The 22,802-nt window shown below is 68.4% G+C and carries 22 protein-coding genes and 1 pseudogene; 4 read left to right on the top strand and 19 right to left on the bottom strand.

The features are described 5' to 3' along the window. Window position 1 precedes the first annotated feature (1 nt). The 8 genes from ACXYX3_RS00645 to fadD5 form a co-directional block, all read right to left on the bottom strand. Entirely contained in the window at window positions 2–1,138 is a 1,137-nt protein-coding gene (locus ACXYX3_RS00645; protein ID WP_221353023.1) for a virulence factor Mce family protein, read from the bottom strand. Window positions 1,139–1,149: 11 nt separating this feature from the next. Further along, window positions 1,150–2,784 (bottom strand): virulence factor Mce family protein, encoded by a 1,635-nt coding sequence (locus ACXYX3_RS00640; RefSeq protein WP_458609731.1) that lies wholly within the window; start codon window positions 2,782–2,784, stop codon window positions 1,150–1,152. A 16-nt stretch (window positions 2,785–2,800) separates the two neighbouring features. Next, entirely contained in the window at window positions 2,801–4,384 is a 1,584-nt protein-coding gene (locus ACXYX3_RS00635; RefSeq protein ID WP_221353019.1) for a virulence factor Mce family protein, read from the bottom strand. Beyond that, window positions 4,381–5,412, bottom strand: coding sequence for a virulence factor Mce family protein (locus ACXYX3_RS00630; RefSeq protein ID WP_221353017.1), 1,032 nt, complete (start codon window positions 5,410–5,412; stop codon window positions 4,381–4,383). The genes ACXYX3_RS00635 and ACXYX3_RS00630 overlap by 4 nt, the downstream gene beginning before the upstream one ends. Then, complete coding sequence (locus ACXYX3_RS00625; RefSeq protein WP_221353015.1) at window positions 5,409–6,626, bottom strand: MCE family protein; 1,218 nt, start codon at window positions 6,624–6,626, stop codon at window positions 5,409–5,411. The genes ACXYX3_RS00630 and ACXYX3_RS00625 overlap by 4 nt, the downstream gene beginning before the upstream one ends. Before the next feature lie 2 nt (window positions 6,627–6,628). After that, window positions 6,629–7,498 (bottom strand): ABC transporter permease, encoded by an 870-nt coding sequence (locus ACXYX3_RS00620; protein ID WP_221353013.1) that lies wholly within the window; start codon window positions 7,496–7,498, stop codon window positions 6,629–6,631. Between the two features lies 1 nt (window position 7,499). Next, window positions 7,500–8,297, bottom strand: a complete 798-nt coding sequence (locus ACXYX3_RS00615; protein ID WP_221353011.1) for an MlaE family ABC transporter permease — start codon at window positions 8,295–8,297, stop codon at window positions 7,500–7,502. A gap of 218 nt (window positions 8,298–8,515) precedes the next feature. After that, the gene (gene fadD5 / locus ACXYX3_RS00610) at window positions 8,516–10,153 is read right to left on the bottom strand and encodes a fatty-acid--CoA ligase FadD5 (RefSeq protein WP_458609730.1); all 1,638 of its coding nucleotides are present in this window, start codon (window positions 10,151–10,153) and stop codon (window positions 8,516–8,518) included. A 141-nt stretch (window positions 10,154–10,294) separates the two neighbouring features. On the opposite strand from fadD5, the gene ACXYX3_RS00605 reads away from it, so the two are divergent. Next, window positions 10,295–11,044: a GntR family transcriptional regulator gene (locus ACXYX3_RS00605; RefSeq protein WP_458609729.1), complete on the top strand. Its 750-nt coding sequence runs from the start codon at window positions 10,295–10,297 to the stop codon at window positions 11,042–11,044. On the opposite strand, the gene ACXYX3_RS00600 is transcribed toward ACXYX3_RS00605, so the two are convergent. The 4 genes from ACXYX3_RS00600 to ACXYX3_RS00585 all read right to left on the bottom strand — a co-directional run bounded on the left by ACXYX3_RS00600 (window position 11,010) and on the right by ACXYX3_RS00585 (window position 13,105). Beyond that, complete coding sequence (locus ACXYX3_RS00600) at window positions 11,010–11,450, bottom strand: SRPBCC family protein (protein ID WP_221353008.1); 441 nt, start codon at window positions 11,448–11,450, stop codon at window positions 11,010–11,012. The genes ACXYX3_RS00605 and ACXYX3_RS00600 overlap by 35 nt on opposite strands. A 64-nt stretch (window positions 11,451–11,514) precedes the next feature. After that, complete coding sequence (locus ACXYX3_RS00595; protein ID WP_458609728.1) at window positions 11,515–11,646, bottom strand: hypothetical protein; 132 nt, start codon at window positions 11,644–11,646, stop codon at window positions 11,515–11,517. 11 nt (window positions 11,647–11,657) lie between these two features. Then, the gene (locus tag ACXYX3_RS00590; protein ID WP_458609727.1) at window positions 11,658–12,413 is read right to left on the bottom strand and encodes a DUF72 domain-containing protein; all 756 of its coding nucleotides are present in this window, start codon (window positions 12,411–12,413) and stop codon (window positions 11,658–11,660) included. A 41-nt stretch (window positions 12,414–12,454) separates the two neighbouring features. Beyond that, the gene (locus tag ACXYX3_RS00585; protein ID WP_458612258.1) at window positions 12,455–13,105 is read right to left on the bottom strand and encodes a TetR/AcrR family transcriptional regulator; all 651 of its coding nucleotides are present in this window, start codon (window positions 13,103–13,105) and stop codon (window positions 12,455–12,457) included. A 150-nt stretch (window positions 13,106–13,255) separates the two neighbouring features. Here ACXYX3_RS00585 and ACXYX3_RS00580 point away from each other — a divergent pair. Further along, a pseudogene (locus tag ACXYX3_RS00580) lies at window positions 13,256–13,372 on the top strand (CAP domain-containing protein); the annotation flags it as partial. Here ACXYX3_RS00580 and ACXYX3_RS00575 read toward each other — a convergent pair. From ACXYX3_RS00575 to ACXYX3_RS00555, 5 genes are all read right to left on the bottom strand, one after another. Further along, on the bottom strand, window positions 13,369–13,722 hold the full coding sequence (locus ACXYX3_RS00575) for a hypothetical protein (protein WP_458612257.1): 354 nt from the start codon (window positions 13,720–13,722) through the stop codon (window positions 13,369–13,371). The pseudogene ACXYX3_RS00580 and the gene ACXYX3_RS00575 sit on opposite strands and share 4 nt — an antisense overlap. A gap of 94 nt (window positions 13,723–13,816) precedes the next feature. Then, window positions 13,817–14,593 (bottom strand): ABC transporter ATP-binding protein, encoded by a 777-nt coding sequence (locus ACXYX3_RS00570; RefSeq protein ID WP_458609726.1) that lies wholly within the window; start codon window positions 14,591–14,593, stop codon window positions 13,817–13,819. Continuing rightward, a complete protein-coding gene (locus ACXYX3_RS00565) occupies window positions 14,577–15,614 on the bottom strand; it encodes a taurine ABC transporter substrate-binding protein (RefSeq protein WP_458609725.1) in 1,038 nt (345 codons plus the stop codon). The genes ACXYX3_RS00570 and ACXYX3_RS00565 overlap by 17 nt, the downstream gene beginning before the upstream one ends. Continuing rightward, window positions 15,611–16,480 (bottom strand): ABC transporter permease, encoded by an 870-nt coding sequence (locus tag ACXYX3_RS00560; RefSeq protein ID WP_458609724.1) that lies wholly within the window; start codon window positions 16,478–16,480, stop codon window positions 15,611–15,613. Before ACXYX3_RS00560 ends, ACXYX3_RS00565 begins: the two co-directional genes overlap by 4 nt. Window positions 16,481–16,546: 66 nt before the next feature. Next, window positions 16,547–17,635, bottom strand: coding sequence for a zinc-binding dehydrogenase (locus ACXYX3_RS00555; protein WP_458609723.1), 1,089 nt, complete (start codon window positions 17,633–17,635; stop codon window positions 16,547–16,549). A gap of 201 nt (window positions 17,636–17,836) precedes the next feature. Here ACXYX3_RS00555 and ACXYX3_RS00550 point away from each other — a divergent pair, with 201 nt between their 5' ends. Beyond that, on the top strand, window positions 17,837–19,360 hold the full coding sequence (locus ACXYX3_RS00550) for a Re/Si-specific NAD(P)(+) transhydrogenase subunit alpha (RefSeq protein ID WP_458612256.1): 1,524 nt from the start codon (window positions 17,837–17,839) through the stop codon (window positions 19,358–19,360). Between the two features lie 5 nt (window positions 19,361–19,365). Further along, a complete protein-coding gene (gene pntB, locus ACXYX3_RS00545) occupies window positions 19,366–20,805 on the top strand; it encodes a Re/Si-specific NAD(P)(+) transhydrogenase subunit beta (protein ID WP_458609722.1) in 1,440 nt (479 codons plus the stop codon). A 46-nt stretch (window positions 20,806–20,851) separates the two neighbouring features. Here pntB and ACXYX3_RS00540 read toward each other — a convergent pair whose 3' ends face one another. Both ACXYX3_RS00540 and ACXYX3_RS00535 read right to left on the bottom strand, forming a co-directional pair. Continuing rightward, window positions 20,852–22,048: a sensor histidine kinase gene (locus ACXYX3_RS00540; protein WP_458609721.1), complete on the bottom strand. Its 1,197-nt coding sequence runs from the start codon at window positions 22,046–22,048 to the stop codon at window positions 20,852–20,854. Window positions 22,049–22,055: 7 nt separating this feature from the next. Continuing rightward, window positions 22,056–22,706, bottom strand: coding sequence for a response regulator (locus ACXYX3_RS00535; protein WP_458609720.1), 651 nt, complete (start codon window positions 22,704–22,706; stop codon window positions 22,056–22,058). Window positions 22,707–22,802 lie beyond the last annotated feature (96 nt).

Raw genomic sequence — 22,802 nt, 5'->3', positions numbered from 1 at the left:
CTCACTCACCCCTTTCCACCAGCGGTCCGCCGGGTGCGTCATGCGGGTTCGGCGTGAACCGCACATCCGGGATCATCGTGGCCGGGTCGCGGCCCCACGACTGCTCGAGGGCCCGCAGGAATCCGGAGATGCCTGTACCGCTGAAGATGCCGTTGTCGATGGCCGACAGCGTCAGATCCACCAGGATCGAGACGTTGAGGTAGTCACCGCGGATAACCTTCGGCACGTTCTCGACGCTGAACGGTGCGGTGAAGATCAGCTTCAGCGCGCCGAGCAGGTACGGCCCGGCCTTGCCCAGCTCCCGCAGCGGACGCTGCAGGTTGGCCAGGTTGGTGTTCAGGTCACCGCTGGCCGGGGACAGCGCATCGTCGGCGGCGTTGCTGATCCGGCCCAGAGCCTCCACCGCGTCGGCGAACAGATCGCGCGTATCGGCGAAATGCTTGATCAGCGGCGGGAACTCGGTCAACACCTGATCGAGCGTGTCGTTGCGCTGCTCGACGATCGAGAGCAACCGGTTCGTCGAATCGATCGCGCGGGTGATGTCGTTGCGCTGCTGATTCAGCTCGTCGGTAAACGTGTCCAGCTTGCCCAGGAACTCCCGGATCTGGTCGGACCGGCCGTTGAGGACGTTGAAGATCTCGGTCTGGATGGTCTCCAGATTCGACACACCGCCACCGGTCAGGATCGACGCGATGCTCGCCAGCACGCGTTCCGTCGTCGGGAATGCCGACGCGTTCTTCAGCGGAATGGTGTCGCCGGTCTCGAGTTTCTCCGGGGACGGGTCCGGCGGTGCATCGAGCTGCACGTGCTGCGAACCGAGAAGGCTCGTCTGGCCGATCTTGGCCAGCGTGTTCTTCGGCAGCTGCACCGTGTTGTCCAGGTCCAGCGTGAGCGTCGCGACCCAGTTCTTCAACTCGATGGACCGCACCCGGCCGACGTACACGTCGGCCACCCGTACCCGGCTGTTGACGTTGAGCGCCAACGTATCCGGCATCTGCACGTAGATCGTGGTGTGGTCGGGCCCGGTCCCGGGACCGCCGGGCAGCGGCACGTTCGCGATGCCCTTCCACGAACCGCACGATGTCAGCACCACGGCTGCCGCGCCCAGCGCCACAGCGCGCCGGCTCAAAGTCGCCATACGTCCCACGGTCAGCCTCCCGACTCAGCCGGCAGCAATGGTCCCGACGGTGCCGCCGCAGGCGCAGGCGCGGGGCCAGACGCCGCCGGCGAGATCGCCCCCAAAGGATCACCCGGGATGACACCCGGTGCGGGTGCCGGCGGGGGACCCGGCTGCGGATACCACGGCGGGGGCAGCGGATTGTTCTCGTTGTAGGCATTCGGCGGGCCGGGCAGCCGGCCGTTGTTCACACCGAAGGCGGGCGGAGCCGGCGGAGCGACGATGTCGGGGCCACCCATCAGCTCCGACAGGGATTCCGGCGTGAGCATGTTCTGGGTGAACGGCTGCACCTCGACGCCCTGCATGCCGGGCGCGACGACCCAGCCGGGCTCGTGATTGCCGTGGGAGAACAGGGTGTCCCTGGAGAAGATGCCGGGCACGGTCGTGTCCTTGTATCCCGGCGGCGGCTGCAGCCGGGGCTCGGAGTACGCGATCTGCTTGGGCAACGTCATCGCCGCCTGCAGCTGGTTCGCACCGAACGGCAGGTAGTTGAACTTGATCGCGTCCAGGATCGGGCCCAGGTACTGCGCGCACAGCTCCGACGATTCCTGGTAGCCCAGCCGGCTGCCGGCCTGGATCGCGCTGCAGATGAACTGCATCGGGTTCGCGAAGTTGTTGATCACCGGCACGCTCATGATGCCGCCCTGGTTGGGCGCGGCGATGTTGACCACGTTGGCGCCCAGGTTCGGGAAGACATGCAGACCGGTCTCCAGGCCGTCCCGGGGTTCCGGCTGCAGGATCGCGTTCGTCACGTCGGCGAGGTTGTCGACATCGTGGGCGAGCACCTCGCCGTTCTTGCCGATGAAATCCCTTGTGGTGGTGAGCAACTGGTTGAGGTCCTGCAGCGCGTCGGCTACCTCGCGGTCGGTGTTGGTGAACGCGTTGGTGAACTTGGCGAGGTCGTTGTTGAGCGCCACGAACTGCTGATCGCTCTTGTACAGCGCGTTGACGAACAACGCGAGGCTCTTGACGACGCTGAACAGGTCGCCGCGGCCCTCGTTGAGGGCGAACAGCGCGTCCGACAGACCCTTGAGCGTCTTGTTCAGCTGCTCGCCCTTGCCGGCGAAACCGTCGGCCGCGGACTCGATGATGTCGCCGAACGGACCCTTGGGCTGCGCGGGCGTGGGACCGAGATCGGTGAGCAGCTTGTCCAGGGAGTCGCGCAGATCGTCGTACTCGACCGGCACCTGGGTGCGGTCCAGATTGATGACGGCGCCGTTCTCCATCACCGGCCCACCCGTGTAGGGCGGGGCGAGCTGGATGGTGCGCGAGGCGACCAGGCTCGGGTTCAGAATCGAGGCGGTGGCGTTGGCGGGGACCTTGAACTTCTTGTCGTAGTTGAAGGTCACCTTCATCTTGTCGCCGTCGGGCTCGATCTTCTCGATCTTGCCGACCTGCACACCCACGATCTGCACCTTGTCGCCCGGATACAGCGCAAGGGTCTGGGTGAAGTACGCGGTCACGGTGTTCTTCGTCAACCGCTGGTAGGCCTTGTATCCGAAGAACGCGGCCACGATCGCGGCGATCAGCACCACGGTGCCGATCACCAGTGCCGTTCGGGACACGCCCGGCACCTTCAGGTTTCGTGCGTTGAAGATCGTCGACATCTAGCTCTGCACCCCCTTAACCTTGCGAGCCCGGCGGCAGGAACGGTGGATTACCCGGCAGCAGCGGCTGGCCCGCCGGGGCCGGCTGCGGACCCGGACCGGGCGGAGGCGGCGGCCCGTCGAGTGCCGGCGGCAGCGGTGCGATACCGGGCGTGAAGTCCGGCGGCGACGGCTGCGGCGACAGCGGCACCGTGCGCGCCCCGGGCGGGGCGGGCGGCAGCGGAGGCATCGCACCCGGCACGTTCGGCGAGAGCTGACCCGGAATCGCGGCGGCAGGCACACCCGGAGCCGGCTGCGGGCCGTTCGGGTTCGGTGCCGACGTTGCCACGTTCGGTCCCTGGCCTGCGTAGTTCGGGCCATACGGGTTGTCACCGTAGGGGCCGACCGACAGACCGGCGCACGGCAGCGGGTTCCCCGGCCGGGGCAGCCCGTCCGCGGGCGGGGTGTAGGAGCACGGCGAGCCGGGCACGACGGCCGGTCCCGGATTGTCCGGGGTGCCTTCAAGCGGGGTCGGCGACGGCGGCGGGGCGCCATTCGGGAAGCCGGTGCCGTTGGGGTCCGGGAACCGGAAGGCGGGCAGGCCGGCGTTGCGCCAGAACTGCTCGGGGTCGATGCCGCGCTTCTTGAACGCCGCGTCGACGTAGGGCTGCAGAATCCAGTACGGCGCCAGGTTGGCCAGCATCACCTTGAAGTAGGGGCCCGAGGCGACCGCCTCGCCCAGCGACGCGGTGAACTTCGACAGCGTGGTCAGCACGTCGACGAGGTCGAACTTGCGCTCGTTGAGCACGTCGCTGATGGTGCGCAGCTGCTCGAGCACATGGTTGAGGTTCGGGTTGTCGTCGATGAAGCCCTTGACCTGGGTGGAGAACTTGCCCACCCGCTCCAACAGCTGGCTGACCGCGTAGTTGCGCTCGTTGACCGCCGCGAGCAGCGTCTGCGCGTTCACGAACAGCGCGTTGATCTGCTCGCTGCGGTTGCCCAGCACGCCGGCGACCCGGTTGGCGTTGTTCAACAACTGCTTGACCTGGTCGTCGCGCTTGCCGATCGTGTCGGAGAACCGGGCCACCCCGTCCAGCGCGGCGCTCAGGTGGGGATAGGTCTGGTCGATCGTCTCCGACAGCACGTTTAGCGAGTCGCGCACCGTCTTGGTGTCCCAGTTCGACGCCGAGTTGCTCAGGTCGAAGAACGCGTCGTAGATCTGGTACGGCGTCGAGGTCTGGCCCAGCGGGAGCGTGCCGTTGGCGCGAAGCGGCTCGTCGCCGCGCGGCTCGATCTCGATGTTGCGCCGGCCCAGGATCGTGTCGGTGCGGATCGCGGCACGGCTCTTGGTGCCGATCTCGGTCCCGCCGAGCCCGAAGCCGATGACGACCTTGTCGCCGGAGATCTCGGTCGAGCGCACGAGGCCGACGTCGACACCCGCGATCCGGACCTTGTCGCCGGCGTTGATGCCGCCGGTGTCGGAGAACTCCGCGTAGTACGTCGGCGTCGCGAAGAGCACCGGCACGCTGGTGAAGCTCTGGCCCACGCCGATCACGATGACCAGCAGGATGATGCCGAGCAAACCGCCGCGGACGCGGTTGGAACCCTCGAGGACTCTCATTGCGGTGTGCACCTACCCGAGGGCTGGCTCCACACCTTGACCGTGCGCACCGGCCCGCCGGGCTGGAGCCCGTTGAGCTTGAGCGTCACGTCGCAGGCGTAGAAGTTGAAGAAGTCACCGTAGATGCCACCCGCGCGGCCGATGATCTTCAGCGCGGTCGGCACGCGAACCAGCAGGTCATTGAGCTGATCCTTCTGATCGACCAGCGGCTGCTGCAGGATCTCGAGCTTGCTCGTGGTCTGCTGCAGCAGCGGCCGGTTGTCGGCCAGCAGGTCGGCGATCGTGCCGGCGGCGTCACTGATGTCGGCCACCGACTTGGCGATCGGATCGGCGCGGTTCTTGAGCCCGGTGATCAGGGTCTCGAAGTTCTTGACCGTGTCGTCGAACTGCTGCTGGTGCTTGACGGTCGTGGCCAGCACGGTGTTGAGGTTGTTGATCACCTCTCCGATCGCCTGGTCACGATCGGCCAGCGCGGACGTCAGCGACGCCGTCTGATCCAGGATGTCGTTGATGGTTCCGCCCTGGCCCTGGAAGACCGTCACGATCGACTGCGCGATGGTGTTGACCTTGTCGGGATCCAGCGACTGGAATACCGGGCGGAAGCCGCCGATCAGCGCGTCGAGGTCGAGGGCGGGCTCGGTGCGTTCGACCGGGATGGTGCCGCCGGGCTGCAGGCGGGTGTTGCTGTCCCCCCGCTTGAGCTCCAGGTAGCGGTCGCCGATCAGGTTCAGGTAGCGGATCGACGCGGTGGTCTCGTCGAACAGGTCGAGCGAGCGGTCCACGTCGAAGTCGACCCGGGCCTTCGTGCCGCCGTCGATCAGCTTGACGTCCTTGACCTTGCCCACCTCCACACCCGACGCACGGACGAACTGCCCGGAGCGCAGGCCACTGGTGTTGGTGAAGACCGCCGAGTAGCTGTTGGTGCGGTCGAAGCGCATCTGGCCGAACACCACGATGATGAGCGCGGTGAACAGCAGCAGGACCAGGGAGAAGGCCCCGAGCTTGATCGCGGTTCCGGTGATTTTCATGGGTTGATCGTGTGCTCCCCGACTTGGCGGCCCCAGACGTACTCGGTGAGCAGCGGCTGGCCCAGTTCCAGGTGGTTGTACGGCGCGATCGACGCTCCGGTGTCCATCACCAGGTACGGCGACGGCCACAGATCGCGGGTGATGGGTTGCCAGCAGCCGGGGCGGCCCTCGGGTCCGCCCCTGGCGTTGACCCGCGGCAGGTTGTCGGGATAGACGTAGGCGTTTCCGGCGCCCAACCCGACCAGCTCGGAGTGCGTGCGCAGTGAGTAGCCGTTGCCGCCCAGCGACGCGGCGACCTTCGGCTCGACGTCGTGGTAGTTGCGGATCGTGCAGAACAGCTCGGGGCTGTACTTGTCCAGCAGCGCCGACGTGGGCACCAGATCCTTGAGGCCCCGCTGCAGGTAGGGCCCGCCGCGCTCGAAGATGTCGCCGCCGGTGTTGCCGAATCCGACCGCCGCCATCAGCGCCTGGTCGACGTTGCCCTGCTGCTCGTTGAGCGTGCGCGCGGTGGTAACCGCGTTCTGCAGTCCGTCGAACAGGTCGGGCGAGGCGTCGGCGTACACGTCCGCGAGCTGGGCGAGCAGCTGGTTGTCCCGGCGCAGCTGCGGCATCTGCGGGTTGATCTCGTCGAGGATCTGGTTGCCGTTGACGATCGACTGCCCGAACCGGTCGCCGAGTCCGTCGAGCGCCTGTGCCGTCGCGGTCAGCGTCTGGTTCAGCTTGATCGGGTCCACCTGACCGGCGACCGACACGACGGTCTCGAACAGGGTGTTGAACTCGGTGGTCACCTTGGTGACGTCGATGACGTCGGAGCTGTTGATCCGCTGGGGCGACGGGTCCTTCGGCGAGGAGAACGACACGTATTTGTTGCCGAACACGGTGGTGGCGCTGATGTCGGCGTTGACGTTCTGCGGGATCAGGTCGAGGTACTTGGGGTTGACCTCGAGAATGATCTTGGCCCGGGGTTCGTCACCGACGGTGACCTGTTCGACCTCGCCGACCCGGCCGATCTCCACGCCGTTGTAGGTGACCTTGGCGCCCGGATCCATCGAGAGCCCGGAGCGCGCCGCCATCATGGTCAGCTGCGTCCTGGGCAGGAAATCGCCACGGAACTGCAGGAAGACCAACACCAGGACGACGATCGCCACCAGGGCCAGGACGAGTCCCGCCAGCTTGTAGGGCGGGGTGCGCTTGCTGTTCACGGGTGCGGTCATGGCTACACCGTCAGGTTGAAGTTCGGGTCGACGCCGTAGAGCGCCAACGAGGCGAACAGGACCACACAGACGATGGCGATCAGCGAGGCGCGCATCGAGCGACCGACGGCCTCGCCGACGCCGACGGGACCGCCGCTGGCGTAGAAGCCGTAATAGCAGTGGTTGAGCATGACGATGACGGAGATGATCACGGCCTGCACGAACGACCAGAACACGTCATCAGGCCGCAGGAAAGTGCGGAAGTAGTGCTCGTAGGTTCCCGTCGACTGCCCGTAGATCAGCGTCGTCGTGACCTGCGCGGACAGGAAGCTCATGATGATCGCCATCGCGTACAGCGGGATGATGACCACGAAGCCCGCCACGATGCGCGTGGACACCAGGTACGAGATGGACTTGATGCCCATCACCTCGAGAGCGTCGATCTCCTCGCTGATGCGCATGGCGCCCAGCTCGGCGGTGGCGCCGGCGCCGACCGTGGCGGCCAGCGCCTGTCCGGCGACGACCGGAGCGGCGATGCGCACGTTGATCAGCGCCGCGAAGAATCCGGTGAACGCCTCGACACCGATGTTGCCCAGCGATGCGAAGCCCTGGATGGCGACCAGCGATGACCCCGACAGCGTGACGAAGCCGACGATGGCGACGGTGCCGCCGATGACGGCCATCGCTCCGGTGCCCATGCCGATCTCGGCGACCAGGCGCAGCATTTCCTTGCGGTAGTGACGCACGGCGTGCCCGATGGAACCGACCGCGGTGACCACGAACCAGGCGACGTGTCCGAGAGAATCCAGACCGCGGGCGGGCGCGCCGGCCACCTTCTGCGCTGTGGCGACTCCGCGGGGGAACCGGGAGCGTAGGACGGCGCCAGTGGACATGTCAGCTCCCCGTTCCGAATTTGACGCCGATGGTGGTCAGCACGACGTTGACCGCGAACAACGCGATCACGCACAGCACCAGGGTCTCGTTCACGGCGGTTCCCACGCCCTTGGCACCGCCGGCGCACGTCAGCCCGCGGTAGCAGCCGACCAGGCCGGCGATCAGACCGAACGTGAGGGCCTTGATCAGCGAGATGAGTACCTCGGGCAACCCGGTGACCAGGGTCAGCGTCGACACGTAGGCACCCGCGGAGACGTTCTGCAGGTACACGCCGAAGATGAAGCCGCCGACCAGACCGATCGTGATGACCGCGCCGTTGAGCAGCATCGCGACGAACGTGGAGGCGACCACGCGGGGTACCACCAGGCGGTGGATGGGGTCGATGCCGAGCACCTCGAGGGCGTCGATCTCCTCGCGGATGGTGCGGGCGCCCAAGTCGGCGCAGATCGCGGTGGAGCCGGCGCCGGCGACCACCAGCACCGTCACGAGCGGACCCAGCTGGGTGACCGCGCCCAGCGCCGCGCCGGCGCCGGAGATGTCGGCCGCGCCGAACTCGGTGAGCAGGATGTTCAGCGTGAAGATGAGGAGCACGGTCAGCGGGATGGACACCGCGACGGTGGGCAGGAAGGCGACGCGCAGCAGGAACCAGCTCTGCAGGATGAATTCGCGCCATTGGAACGGCGGCCGCAGCAGGGCTTTACCGACGAGGGCGCACATGCGCACGAATCCGCCGACCGCGGTCAGCGCGGGCCTGACCTGATCGCGCACGTAGCCCGTCAGGTTGGAAGTCGTCGTCACCGCGAAGTCTCCGCGACGCAACCGTCGGAGATGTAGCGCACCGGCAGCACCTGTCGCACGCTCCCTTCCAGCCCCAACCCCAGACGTGTGAGACACGTCTTACTACCGGTCGGTAGTAAGACGGACCACCGGACTGTACCCGATGGTGGCGACGCTTCGTACCGCATCGGCGGTATTGCGCACTCAACCGTTAGCACTGGCTCCCCCTCCGCGCCGCGTCACCGCTGCCCCGTCGAAACCGTTGTCCGCGTGGAACTTTCGCGGGCGTCAATCCCCGGCTCGGGGGCGAACCGGATCCGCAGCTCCGTCTTGAGCACCTTGCCTGCCGGGTTTCGGGGCAGCGCCTCGACGATTTCGAGGGCGCGCGGATGCTTGTAGCGGGCCAGCCGCTCGGTGAGGAACGCGTCGAGATCGGCGAGCGACAGCGGCGCGTTCCCAGCCGATGTCAGCGAAGTTCGCAGGGCTATCACAGCAACCGGCACCTCACCCCACTTCGGATCCGGGCGGCCGATCACGGCGGCCTCGGCGATGTCGGGGTGCGCGGCGAGCGCGTTCTCCACCTCGGCGCAATAGATGTTCTCCCCGCCCGAGATGATCATGTCCTTCTTGCGGTCGACGACCCAGATGTAACCGTCGCCGTCCTGCCGAACCAGATCACCGGAGTGGAACCACCCGCCGGCGAAGGCTTCCGCGGTGGCCGCAGGGTTGTTCCAGTAGCCGGCCATCAGCGTCGGAGCCCGGTAGACGATCTCGCCGACCTGACCCACCGGCACGTCGTTCATGTCGTCGTCGACGATGCGCGCCGACACCGTCGGGATGACCTTGCCGACCGAACCGAGCTTGCGCAGGGCGTCCTCGCCCAACAACATGCAGGTCACCGGCGACATCTCCGTCTGGCCGAAGGCAGCGAGGATCGCCGCGCCCGGGAATGTGTCGGCCATCTCGCGGAGCAATGTGTCCGAGGCGGGCGCGGCGCCCCAGGACAGCACCCGCAGCGACAGCTCTCGGGGATGGGCGCGCTGCGCTGCGCACACCGCCTGCCACTGCGCCGGCACCAGAAAGATGCCGGTCACCTTCTCCGCGGCGAGCACATCGAGCAGCTGGTCCGGATCGAAGGCGCCGAGCGGATAGATGACGGTCGGCCGGCCGAGCAGCAGTCCGACGATCGTGTTGCCGACACCTGCGATGTGGAACAGGGGCACGCCGACGAAGCCGATGTCGTGGTTGAGGTCGGCCCCGTTGGTGAACAGGTGGGTCATCGCCTGACCGGCCAGATTGTTGTGCGTGAGCACCGCACCCTTGGGTCGGCCGGTGGTGCCGGAGGTGTACATGATCAGCGCGGGCGCATCGTCGGGAACGTCGACGGGCGGGCACGGCGCGTTCTCGGCGATCAGATCCTCGTAGCCGAGCGCCCCGTCGCCCGTCTCGGTCCCGGCGACGACGACCGTCTGCAGCGTGGCGTCCAGGTCGCGCACCGCGGTGGCCACGCCGGCCAGGACAGGTTCGGTCACGACGATCGCCGCACCGCAATCCGAGACGAGGAAGGCGATCTCCGGCGGGGTCATCCGGAAGTTCACCGGAACGGCGATCGCGCCGAGCTTGTTGACCGCGATCGTCGTCTCGATGAACTCGGGCCGGTTGAGCATCAGGATCAGCACGCGGTCGCCGGCACCGACGCCCCGCTGATGCAGGGCCCCGGCCAGGGCGGACACGCGGCGTTCGAGCTCGGCCCACGTGGTGGTGGCGCCGCTGAACCGCAGCGCGGTGTTCTGCGGCTGCATCAGCGCGTGCCGGGAGAGCTGATTGGCCCAGTTCTGCCGCCGGGCCAGGTACGGCTGCTCCAGCTCGGTTGTCACCAGGATCGCTCCGTCATCGTCTGCGGTCGTGAGTTGCGCGGTGCTGATATTTGATCAAACATTGTGTTGCCGCGGTCACACTATGGCCCAGGTGGCGTCGGGACAACCCGTCGCACCCGCAGGGGGAAGGGCGTCATCGCCATGTCAGCTCCGGCCAGGCCGCTGTCAACGGGTAAGCCGTCCGGCAGGGTTCGGCGGGAGCAACTGTCCGACGAGGTGGCCGGCCGGCTGCGCACCGAGATCATGACCGGCGCACTGCGGCCGGACAGCTTCATCCGGCTCGACGAGACCGCTGCCCGCCTCGGCGTGAGCATCACCCCGGTGCGCGAAGCCCTGCGGACGCTGCGCGGCGAGGGCATGGTCGAGCTCGAACCTCATCGGGGCCACCGCGTGATGCCGCTGTCGCGCACCGACATCGAAGACATCTTCTGGATGCAGTCGACGATCGCGCAGGAACTGGCCGCCACCGCCACCGGGCGCATCACCGACACCCAGATCGACGAGCTGGTGGAGCTCAACGCCGCACTGGCCGATGCCGTGCACCGCGACGACGCCGACGGGGCCGCGCGGGCCGAGTTCGCGTTCCACCGCGCCGTCAACCGGGCCTCCGGACGGATCAAGCTGGCCTGGTTTCTGCTGCACGCCAGCCGCTACCTACCGCCGCACGTGTTCGCCTCGGACCCGAGCTGGGGTGCCGACGCGGTGGCCGGTCACGTGGTGCTGATCGACGCGCTGCGCCGGCGCGACGTCGCAACCGTGGTGCGGCTGACCGAAGGTCAGTTCGCCGACGGGTTGGCACGGCTTCTGGAGTATCTCGACCGGATCGGTCTGTGGGGGCCGTCCACCCAGGTCGAACCTAGGTCGCAGCGAGCTGCTCGGCGCGCGCCTTGAGGTTGTCGGCGAGGTAGTCCAACGTGTCGCCGATGGCTTTCTTGACCATCGGTTTGGGCAGCGGAAGCGTCGTCTCGACGTCGAGGTCGACGGTCAGCAGGGACGTCGGACCCATGGCGACCACGGAGAACTTCTGTTCCTGCTTCTCGAAGTGGTCGCCTTGCTGCAGCATCGTGAAGATCTGGTTCTCTCCCGGGTAGTACACCGCGGTGATGAACGTGCCCGCCTGGCCCTGCACCACCACGTCGAGCCGCAGCTGGCTCGGTCTGCCGTCGGGATAGCGGGCCAGAATCCAGCAGCCCTTGATCTCCTCGTTCCACTGCGGGTAGGCCTCGAAGTCGGCGACGATCGCCATGATCGACTCGGCGGGGGCTGCGACCTCCACGGTCTTACTCACCAGCGGCATCGGGGAAGCATAGCGAGTTCGCGTGGGGCCTCCCGCCGTCGCGGCTGCTCGCTCGCCGGGCGGCTCAGTGCCGAGTGCCCCTGGTCGCCGGCGGCAGTAACGCGAGTGCGGCGATATGGCCCTGCCGCGGTGCTGCGGCCGGGTAGCCGGTGCGCACGAAGGTGCGCATCCGGGCGAGGATCTTCGGGGCCGTCACAGCCTGGGGGACTACCCCGACGTCGACGCCGCCAAACCCAGGGCGGCCTTGAGGGTCCGGGCGTTGCGCACGGCATGTCCACCGAGGTCGTTGTTGAAGTACACGAGCACGTCGCGGCCCTGGTCGTCCCATTCGCGAACCCGGTCGGCCCACCAGCGCAGGTCGTCGTCGCTGTAGGAGCCGCCGTAGAGCGCATCGGGATCGGGACCGTGCAACCGCACGTAGACGAACGACGTCGTGGCGCGCAGCACACACGGCAGGCCCGAACCGCTCATCACCACGTACGCCGCACCGTGGCGTTCCAGCAGGTCGAACGCGGCCGCGTCGTGCCACGACGGGTGCCGGAACTCCACGGCGACGGGAATCGCGGCGGGCAGGCCGCCGAGGAAATGGTCGAGCCGCTCGAGCGTCGCCGTGTCGCGCTCCAACGTCGGCGGCAGCTGCACCAGCAGCGGTCCGGCGTGCGCTGCGAGCTCACTCCACCCGCGGTGCAGACGCTCGACCCACACCTCGGCTGAGCGCAGCCGACGCGCATGCGTCAGGCCGCGTGGCGCCTTGACGGCCATCGAGAATCCCGGCGGCACCTGCTCGCCCCAGCGGGCGAACCAGGCGTCCGGCGGCCACCGGTAGAAGCTGCCGTTGAGTTCGACGGTGTCGAACTCGGCGGCGTACCGGGCCAGGCGCTGCCCGGCCGGCAGTCCCCGTTCGTAGAGCACCCCGATCCAGTGGTTGTAGGACCACCCCGAGGTGCCGATGTGGGTTGCCATACCGCACCGAGTACCCCGCCGCGTGACGTGCAGTGCAAGTCCTAGGCGCCGGAGCTGGCCTGGTCCACGCCGAGCGGGGTGGTCTCCCGCACGGCCTCGTCACGGATCAGGCCGCGCAGCAGCGCGGTGGAGAACTCGACCGCGATCTCCTGGGCGGTGCGGCGGCCGTGCGGGCGCAGCCAGCGGTAGGAGCCCAGGGTCATGCCGATGTAGCCGAGCGCGAGCACGTGGGAATCGCAGTCGTAGAACTCGCCGCTGGCGATGCCGCGGTCGATGACGTCGCGCACGTGCTCGTAGACCTGGGTCTCCTTCTCCCGGATGTAGGCCACCTGCTCCTCGGTGAACCACTCGGTGATGTACGGGCCCTCCTGGAAGTAGACCGCCGCGCGTTCGATGTTGCTGGCGATCCCGACCAGCAGGCGCCGGGTGAAGTGGTAGATCGTCTCGCGGGCCGACGCCGACGGGTCGTCGTGCAGTGCGTCGACGGTGAAGTCCGCCGCCCCTTTGTAGATGTCGTAGAGGATCAGCGCCTTGCTCGCGTAGTAGTGGTAGACGGTCGCCTTGTTCAGCCCGACCGCGTCGGCGACGTCGTCCATCCGGGTGCCGTGATAACCGCGGGCGGCGAACAGCCTGGTGGCGACGGCCAACAACTCCTCGCGACGGGACATCCCGTTGCCCGTGGCGGGCGGCACAGCGGTCTCGGACATGGTGCCCCACTCTAGAAGGGACCGGCAGGTCCGCGCTCCACTAACTGGTTGGTTCAGTCTAGGTGGTTGTTCTGTGACCGCGGTCGCGTCCGGTCTAGACTCGGCACCAGCGTGCACGCCCGGCCCGACGGAGGTATTGCGGTGGACCCGAATCCCGATTACGACGCGAGTGACGAACTCGAGTACGGCATCAACTGGTTCGCCTGGATCCTGCGCGGGGTGTACCCGCCGCCGGCCTACCCGCCGGTCTAGTCCGCGGCCAGCATCCGCCCAAACCGACGTTTGGGCGCGATTGTGCGAGTGCGACGCACCATTTCGTCGATCTCGGCACGGCTCCACACCACCGCGGCGGACACGTGGCCGCGGATCTCGGCGGCCCAGTCCCTCGGCGGCACCGGCTCACAGTCGGGCGGCCAGAGCAGCCGGGGCTCGACGTGCACCAGATCCGCACCCGGCGCCGGCCACATGTCCTCGGAGTAGCGCTCCCCGCATTTGCGGCACCGCACCTCGTATCGCATTCCGTGCGGTGCGGATTCGATGAAGACGTAATCGGCCATCGACACGCACCGCGGGCACCTCGCCAGACCCCGCTCGACCACCATGCTCACGCGGTTATCGTGCGACTCACAGCCCAGCGGGCGCACCGGTACGGTCCCACTCGATGCGGTTTCGGTGCCGTTTCGAGACCCACCGACCTCAGGCCGCAGCGGCTTTGACCGCCCGGCCGACCTCGGCCCGCAACCGGCCGTACTCCGGGGAGCGTCGCAGCTCATCGGGGTCGACGCCCGAGCGCGGGAGGTCGACGGGGAGGTCCAGCGCCACCTGCCCCGGCCGGCGGCTGAGCACGATGATCCGCGAACCCAGGAATGCCGCTTCGTCGGCGCTGTGCGTGACGAACACGGTGGTGCGCCCGGATTCGGCGCTCACCGCCCGCACGTCCTCCTGCAGCCGCTCGCGGGTCAGTGCATCAAGCGCAGCGAACGGCTCGTCGAGCAGGAACAGCGGTGTCTCGGCCGCGAGGGCCCGGGCGATCGCCACCCGCTGCTGCTGGCCACCACTGATCTCCCAGATGCGGCGTTTCGCCAACCCCGCCAGGCCCACCCTGTCCAGCAGTTCGTCGCGTCGCTCGGCCCGCCGCTCCCGCGCCACCTTGGCATAGGTCAGCGCCAGCTCCACGTTGCCGCCCACGGTCCGCCACGGGAACAGCCGCGGTTGTTGGAACACCACACCCGCACTGACGCCGGGAGTCGGTGGTGCACCGCCGATCTCGACGGAACCCTCGGTCGGCGACTCGAATCCGGCGAGCAGTCGCAGCAGCGTGGATTTTCCGCACCCCGACGCGCCGACGAGCACCACGAACGAACCCGGCTCGACGGTCAGGTCCACCGGGCCGACCGCGGTCACGGCATCGCGCCCACTGCCGTATCGGTGCGACACCGATTGCAGCGCAATCACATCACTGCGCGAGGACACCCGGCAGGCCTTTCGTGTAGATCGCCTCGGTGAACGTCTGTAGCGGCGCGGCCTCCGGGATCTGCTTCTGCTCGGCCAGGAACTGCGATGCACTCTGCAGGTTCACCGCGATGTTGCCCGGTTTGCCCTCTGTGCCAAGCCATTCCGGCGACGTCACCTGTTCGGGTGTCAGGTAGACGCCCTGCTCGAGTTGGCCGGCGACATCCTCGGGGCTCAAGCCGATCTCGGCGGCGATGGCCTTGGCGGCGGCCGACGGATCCTGGTGGATCTGCGCGAGCGCACGGGCCTGTTGCTGACGCCAGATGTCGACGACATCGGGATGACGTGCGGCGAAATCGTCGGACACTGCACCCAGGTCCAGCGTCGGCTTCCCGTTCTTGGCCAGCTGCCGGCTCGTGATCAGATCCTTGCCGGTCTTGCGCAACTGGTCCAGCGTCGGCAGCCAGGTGTAGGCCGCGTCGATGTCACCACGCTCCCACGCCGCGAGGATGGCCTGCGGCTGCAGGTCGATCAACTGAACATCGTTGGGCGACAATCCGTTCTGACTCAACGCAGCGAGCAGACTGTAGTGCGCGGTGGACGCGAACGGCGTGCCGATGCGCTTGCCCTTCAGCTGCGCGATGGTGTCGATGCCGGTCCCGTTGCGGGCCACCAGTGCTTCGTTGTCGCCCGCGACGTCGAGCACGAACGCGACCTTGTACGGGATGTTCAGCGGAGCCGACAGGCCACGCGCCACCGGGCTCGACCCCAGGGCACCGAAGTCGAGTTCGTTGGCGATGAACGCGGTGTTCACGTCGGCGCCGGAGTCGAACTTCGTCCACTTGATGGTGTAGTCCGGCAGTGCCTCCTCGAGCCACTTGTTGTTCTTGACGATGAGATCCCCGCTGGGGAAGGCCTGGTAGCCGATGCGAATCGTCTCCTTCGCGCTGTCCTGACCGCTGCTACCGACCGAGCAGCCGCTCAGCGTCAGCACCGCAACGAGTGCCGAAACCAGCACGGCCACAGACCATTTCCGATTCATATCTTTCCTCTCCAGGGGACCGCGCGCCGTTCGGCGGCGCGCAGCAGACCGTCGATGACCAGGCCTGAGATACCGATCGCGAAGATGCCGACCAGCACGACGGGGGTGTTGTTGTAGTTGCTCGCGTCTTTGACCAGGCCGCCGATGCCGGGGATGCCGTTGAACAGCTCCGCGGCGACCACGGACGAGTACGCCATCCCGACGGCCAGCCGGATACCGGTGAACGTCTCGGGCAGCGCCGAGGGGATGACGACATCGCGAATCACCTGTCCCCGTGTCGCGCCGAGCGCGCGGGCGGCTTCCTGCAGCGCGACGGGCGCGGCGACGACGGCGGCAGTGGTGGCGACCGCGGCGGGCGGCAGAGCGGCCAGCGCCAGCAGTGTGATCTTGGGTGCCTCGTCGATGCCCAGCCAGATGATGAGCAGAAAGAAGTAGGCCAGGGGCGGCAGTGCGCGCAGGAACGTCAGCCACGGTTCCAGCACCGAACGCAGCCAGCTCACCGAGCCCATCAGCAGCCCGAGCACGACGCCCAGCGCGACGCCGATCACGACGCCGGCGAGCACCCGGCGCAGCGTCATGTAGAGGTGCTCCCACAGCAGGTATCCGGCATAGCCGCGGGCGCCGTCGTGGGTGGTGGAGACATCGAGGAAGGCCCGCCACACCGTGGCGGGGTAGGGCACGAACGTCTGGTTCCAGATGCCGCTGGCGGCCGCGAGCTGCCACACCACACCGAAGACGACGACCGACAGCGGCGGCAGCACCGCCCGCCTCAGCCCGGAACGCCACCGGCCCGCGCGCGGACGCGCGTCAGCGACGGGCGCCGCGGTGGCGGCGTCTTCGGGCGTGATGTCGACGAAAACGGACACCGGCAGATGCTGACGGACACGTCAGGGCTGCGAAAGTGCTGTACTCACCGCGAATTTTAGTGCCGCTCACCAGGTGAGGACGGGTTTGACGACAGCGCCGCTGCGCTGCGCCGCGAGCGCTTCGTTCACGTCCGTGTGCGGAAACGCGGTGACCAGCCGGTCGATCGGCAGCCGGCCCTGCGCGTGGAGCTCGAGCAGCTGCGGGATGAACGTGGCGGGCACCGAGTCGCCCTCGAGGCACCCGTGCACCGTCTTGCCGCGCAGCACAAGATCCCGCAGATCGATCGCGGGCACGCCCGCACCCAGTCCGACGGCCACCGCCGATCCCCCGACCGCCAGCGCGGCGACGGCGTCGGCGAGGACGTCGGCCCGGCCGGTGGTGTCCAGGGCGTGGTCGGCCCCGCCGCCCGTGAGCTCGCGCACGGCGGCCACCACGTCGTCGCCGGGCGCCAGGCTCACGTGCGCTCCCAGGCTCTCGGCCAGAGCGCGGCGGTGCGGGGACGGTTCGACCACCGCCACGATCTCCGGATCGACGGTCAGCGCGGCGAGCATCCCCGCGAGACCGACTGCGCCCCCGCCGAATACGACCACCGAGCTGCCCGGTCGCGGTCGCATCAGGTTGAGCACCGCCCCGGCGCCGGTCTGGAATCCGCACCCGAGCGGCGCCGCGACCACGGGGTCGACGTCGGCGGCGACCACCACCGTGTTGTCGGGCGCGCTCAGCGCGTATCCCGCAAAGCTGGACTGGCCGAAGAAGCCGTCGAGCACCCGGGTCTCACCCGCCGTCACGCGCGCTGACCCGTCCGTGCGTTGTCCGAAACCATTGAGGTGCAACGCGTCACGACAGTAGGCCGGCCTGTGCGCAAGGCAGTTGCGGCACCGGCCGCAGCACCGGAACGTCAGCACCACCCGGTCGCCGGTCCGTATCCCCTCGACCGAGTCACCGACCGCCTCGACGATGCCGGCACCCTCGTGGCCGAGCAGCACCGGCCGATCCGCCGCTCCGGCAGCCCGATTGACCAGATCGGTGTGACAGATGCCCGACGCCTCGATGCGAACGAGGATCTCGTCGCCGCGGGGTTCGTCGATGCGAACCTCGGTCAGGACGAAGGGATCGGCCGCGTCATGGGACAGTGCCGCAGTGGTCGTCGGCATCAGCCCATCGTCCGTCGAACAGGGGGAACGGAGCCACGACGCGTCACCGCGCGAGGGTATCCCCCGCCCCTCCCCCGTCCGGGGGATACCCCGCATCGGGTTGTGAGCAGCGCGGGGAGTCTCTTTACACTGACATCCTCCACGTCCAGCGACGTGCCCTTCGGCGGCACGGTGCGCGAAGCCAAGATCGGATCGACATCGATGATCATCGGGATACCGAGAGAGTCCCTGCCCGGGGAGACGCGCGTCGCCGCGACCCCGCAGACCGTGGCCCAGCTGCTCAAACTCGGCTATGAGGTAGCCGTCGAATCAGGCGCGGGCGCCGCAGCGAGCTTCTCCGACGCGGCCTACACCGAGGCCGGCGCGACGATCGGTGACCCGTGGGCCGCCGACATCGTGCTCAAGGTCAATGCGCCGAACGACTACGAGATCGCCCTGCTGCGCGACGGCGCCACCCTGATCAGCCTGATCTCCCCGGCCCTGAAGCCCGAGCTGGTGGAGAAGCTGTCCGCACGGCCCGTCACGGTGCTGGCGATGGACGCGGTGCCCCGCATCTCGCGGGCGCAGTCGCTCGACGTGCTGTCCTCGATGGCCAACATCGCCGGCTACCGCGCGGTGGTCGAGGCTGCGCACCGCTTCGGCCGGTTCTTCACCGGCCAGGTCACCGCGGCGGGCAAGGTGCCGCCGGCCAAGGTCCTCGTCGTCGGCGCCGGCGTGGCCGGCCTCGCCGCGATCGGCGCGGCGGGCAGCCTGGGCGCCATCGTGCGCGCCACCGACCCGCGGCCCGAGGTCGCCGATCAGGTGAAATCCCTGGGCGGTGAGTACCTGGCGGTCGATCCGGCCGCGGCCGAAGTCTCGGCGACCGGATACGCCAAGGAGATGGGCGACGACTACAAGGCACGCGAGGCCGAGCTCTACGCCGAGCAGGCCAAGGACGTCGACATCATCATCACCACGGCGCTCATCCCCGGACGGCCCGCACCCCGGATCATCACCGCCGACATGGTCGCCTCGATGAAGCCGGGCAGCGTGATCGTCGACATGGCCGCCGCCAACGGCGGCAACGTCGAGGGCACCGTCAAGGACCAGGCCGTCGTCACCGACAACGGCGTCACGATCATCGGCTACACCGACCTCGCCGGAAGGCTGCCCGCGACCGCGTCGCAGCTCTACGGCACCAACCTGGTCAACCTGCTCAAGCTGGTCACCCCCGAGAAGGACGGCCAGCTCACCCTGGACTTCGACGACGTGGTGCAGCGGTCGGTGACCGTCGTGCGCGACGGTGAGGTCACCTGGCCGCCCCCACCGGTGCAGGTCTCGGCCGCACCCGCGGCGAAGGCGGCCGAGCCGGTCGCTCAGAAGCCCGCCAAGCAACCGATGACGATGGGCCGACGGCTGGGCATCACGTTCGCCGCCGCAGCCGTGCTGTTCGCGCTGATCGCTCTCTCCCCCGCCGCGCTGCAGGTCCACCTCACGGTGTTCGCACTCGCGATCGTGATCGGCTACTACGTGATCGGAAATGTGCACCACGCGCTGCACACCCCGCTCATGTCGGTGACCAACGCGATCTCCGGCATCATCGTCGTCGGCGCCCTGCTGCAGATCGGGCACGGCAATCCCGTCATCACCGCGGTGGCCTTCGCCGCGATCCTGCTCGCCAGCATCAACGTCTTCGGCGGCTTCGCGGTGACCCGCCGCATGCTGGCCATGTTCTCGAGGAGCTAAAGGCCATGTTCACTCTCGAAACCGCGGCTACTGCCGCCTATGTCGTCGCCGCGCTGCTGTTCATCCTCGCGCTGGCCGGCCTGTCCAAACACGAGACCTCGCGCGCGGGGAACTCGTTCGGCATCGCCGGCATGGCGATCGCGCTCGTCGCGACGATCGTGCTGGCGCTGGCCCGTCACATCGAGCCGCTCGGGCTGGCGCTGCTCGTGGTCGCGATGGCCATCGGCGCCGCGATCGGGCTGTGGCGCGCCAAGGTCGTCGAGATGACGGGCATGCCGGAGCTGATCGCCCTGCTGCACAGCTTCGTCGGCCTGGCCGCCGTGCTGGTCGGCTGGAACGGCTACCTGCACGTCGAACGGGACCTCGCCGGCGCCGAGGCGGTGCAGCTCGGCAGCGAGGGCATGCTCGGCATCCACTCCGCGGAGGTCGTGATCGGCGTGTTCATCGGCGCGGTGACGTTCACCGGCTCGATCGTGGCCAACCTGAAGCTCTCGGCCCGCATCAAGAGCGCGCCGATGATGCTGCCCGGCAAGAACGCCCTCAACGTAGGCGCGCTGGTGCTCTTCGCGGCGCTGACCGTGTGGTTCGTCATCGACCCGCAGCTGTGGCTGCTCGTCGTCGTCACAGTGCTGGCGCTGCTGTTGGGCTGGCATCTGGTCGCCTCGATCGGCGGCGGCGACATGCCCGTCGTGGTGTCGATGCTCAACAGCTACTCGGGCTGGGCGGCCGCGGCGTCGGGCTTCCTGCTCGGTAACGACCTGCTCATCATCACCGGCGCGCTGGTCGGCTCCTCGGGTGCCTACCTGTCCTACATCATGTGCAAGGCGATGAACCGGTCATTCATCTCGGTGATCGCCGGCGGTTTCGGCATTGAGGCCGGCCCGGCCGACGACAAGGACTACGGCGAGCACCGCGAGATCAACGCCGAGGGCGCGGCCGAACTGCTGGCCAACGCGACGTCGGTGATCATCACGCCCGGCTACGGCATGGCCGTCGCGCAGGCGCAGTACGGCGTGGCCGAGCTGACCCGCAAGCTGCGCGAGCGCGGCGTCGAGGTCCGCTTCGGCATCCACCCCGTCGCCGGCCGCTTGCCCGGCCACATGAACGTGCTGCTGGCCGAGGCGAAGGTGCCCTACGACATCGTGCTCGAGATGGACGAGATCAACGACGACTTCGACGGCACCTCCGTCGTGCTCGTGATCGGCGCCAACGACACCGTCAACCCGGCCGCCTCCGAGGACCCGGGCTCACCGATCGCCGGCATGCCGGTGCTGACGGTGTGGAACGCCGACAACGTGATCGTGTTCAAGCGATCCATGGCCTCCGGCTACGCCGGCGTGCAGAATCCGCTGTTCTTCCGCGAGAACACGCAGATGCTGTTCGGTGACGCCAAGGACCGGGTCGACGCGATCAACGCGGCTTTGGGAGCCACTCAGACCGTCTGACGACGATCAAGCGGCGAGGGACGAGCCGCGTTGAGGAGTCGGACAATCAAGACCTCGTCTGACGACGATCAATCGGGGACGTGGCGACGATGCGGCTGCCGCGTCCGGCTGCGGACTCGATGCGCATCGACCCGCCCATGGCGTCGAAGCGGGCCTGCAACGAGCCGAGCCCGATGTGGCCCGCAGCCAGGGACCTGCCGACCACCCCGGGGTCGAACCCGCGGCCGTCGTCGGCAACGGTGAGGACGACGCGGTCGTCGCGACGCACCAGATCGACGTGCACGGTCGTGGCGGCCGCGTGCTTGCCGACGTTGGTGAGCAGCTCCCGGGCCGCGCGGTACAGCAGTGACTGCGACGCCGGGTGGCCCACCTCTTCGAGGTCGGCGATCACGTCGATGTCGTGACGAGTCTGGAACTGCCGCAGCAACTCTCGGACCCCGGCGGTGAGGCCGAGCTGCGCGAGCACCTGCGGGTGCAGCTCGGACACCGTCGAGCGCAGGCCGGCCGCCGTCTCCTGCAGCGCGGAATAGACGAGGTCCAGCGCGGGGTCGGGGTGCCGCTCGCGGGCCTCGTCGAGTTCCAACCGGGCGGCGAGCAGCGTCTGCAGAGGCCCGTCGTGGAGGTGCTCGGCCACCTCGCGGCTGTGCCGCTCGTCGGACTGCATGGCCTCGGACACGAGCTGCCTGCGCACCTCCTGCAGCGCGGTCAGCCGGGCGGCGCGCCAGGCCAGCACGAGGCTCAGCGCGGTGGTCGCCACCGCCATCCACACCATGAAGCCGAAGTGGGTGTAGACCATGTTCGGTAGCCCGACGCGATCGTCGCGCTTGGAGTAGAAGATCCACACCGTCAGGTAGCCGAGCGCCGTCACCCCGCCGAAGAGCGCCGACAACCCGGGTCGGTCCTGGAACGCGACAGTGATCGGGAGCAGGAAGAACACCGGCAGCAGCGCGGCTGTTGCTCCACCGGAGACGAGGCAGAGCGCGATGATGACCGTCAGGTCGATGACGGTCGACGTCCAGTCCGCCCAGCGCGGCACCGGCCCGCGCACCACCGCGATCAGCCACACCACGGCGCCGATCGCGTAGCAGCCCAGGATCGCGGCGTAGAGCTGCGGCAGCCAGTGGTCGACGTCCCAGATCCACACCAGCACGCCGATCAGGGCGATCAGGGGGAGGCGCAGCAGCGCCGAGACGCGCACCGGTTCGGCGGCGAGGAAGTCTCGCCAGAGGCGCAACCGCTCCATGTCCGGGTCAGTCCAGCAGCTTGCGACGCATCGCCTCGGCCACCGCGGCGGCCCGGTCGCTGACGCCGAGCTTCTCGTAGAGCCGCTGCACATGCGTCTTCACCGTGGACGGGGCCAGAAACAGCTCCTTGGCCATCGCGGGGATGCTGGCCCCGCCGGCGATGAGCACCAGTACCTCACGCTCGCGGGGGCTCAGCGTCGGGGCGTCCGGTTCGGCGCGCCGCCGAATCTCGCCGGCCAGCCCCGCTGCCAGGCTCGGCGCGACCACGTCGCGACCCTTCGCGCAGTCCAGCACCGCGGTGACCAGCTCGCTGCGCGTCGACTCCTTGGGCAGGAACCCGGCCGCGCCGTCCTGGAGCGCGCGGTACACGATCGCGGACTCGTCGTGCGCGGAGATCAGCAGCACCCGGGTGGGCAGCGCGTCGCGGACCACCGCCGCGGCGACCGCGGCGCCGTCCATTCCGGGCATGCGGTAGTCGAGCAGCGCGACCTGGGGCCGATGCTCGCGGATGGCGGCCAGCGCGGCAGTCCCGTCGTCGGCTTCGGCGACCACCTCGATGGAGCCGCTGGACTGCAGGGCCCGCACCACACCGTCACGGAACATCGGGTGGTCGTCGCCGACCACCACACTGACCCGCTCCGCCATGGCGATCAGCATTCCACAGCAAAAGGTCTGCGCGCCTTGTTTCCCCGCCCGGGTCCGGCGCCGAGTAGGCTGTCGCGACGTTAAGGGGGCAAAGCCATTCGCCCCGCG

The organism is Mycobacterium sp. Panama NTM2 (assembly GCF_054355555.1).
Note: the sequence above shows the minus strand (reverse complement) of the source record. Positions and strands in the feature narration are given on the sequence as shown.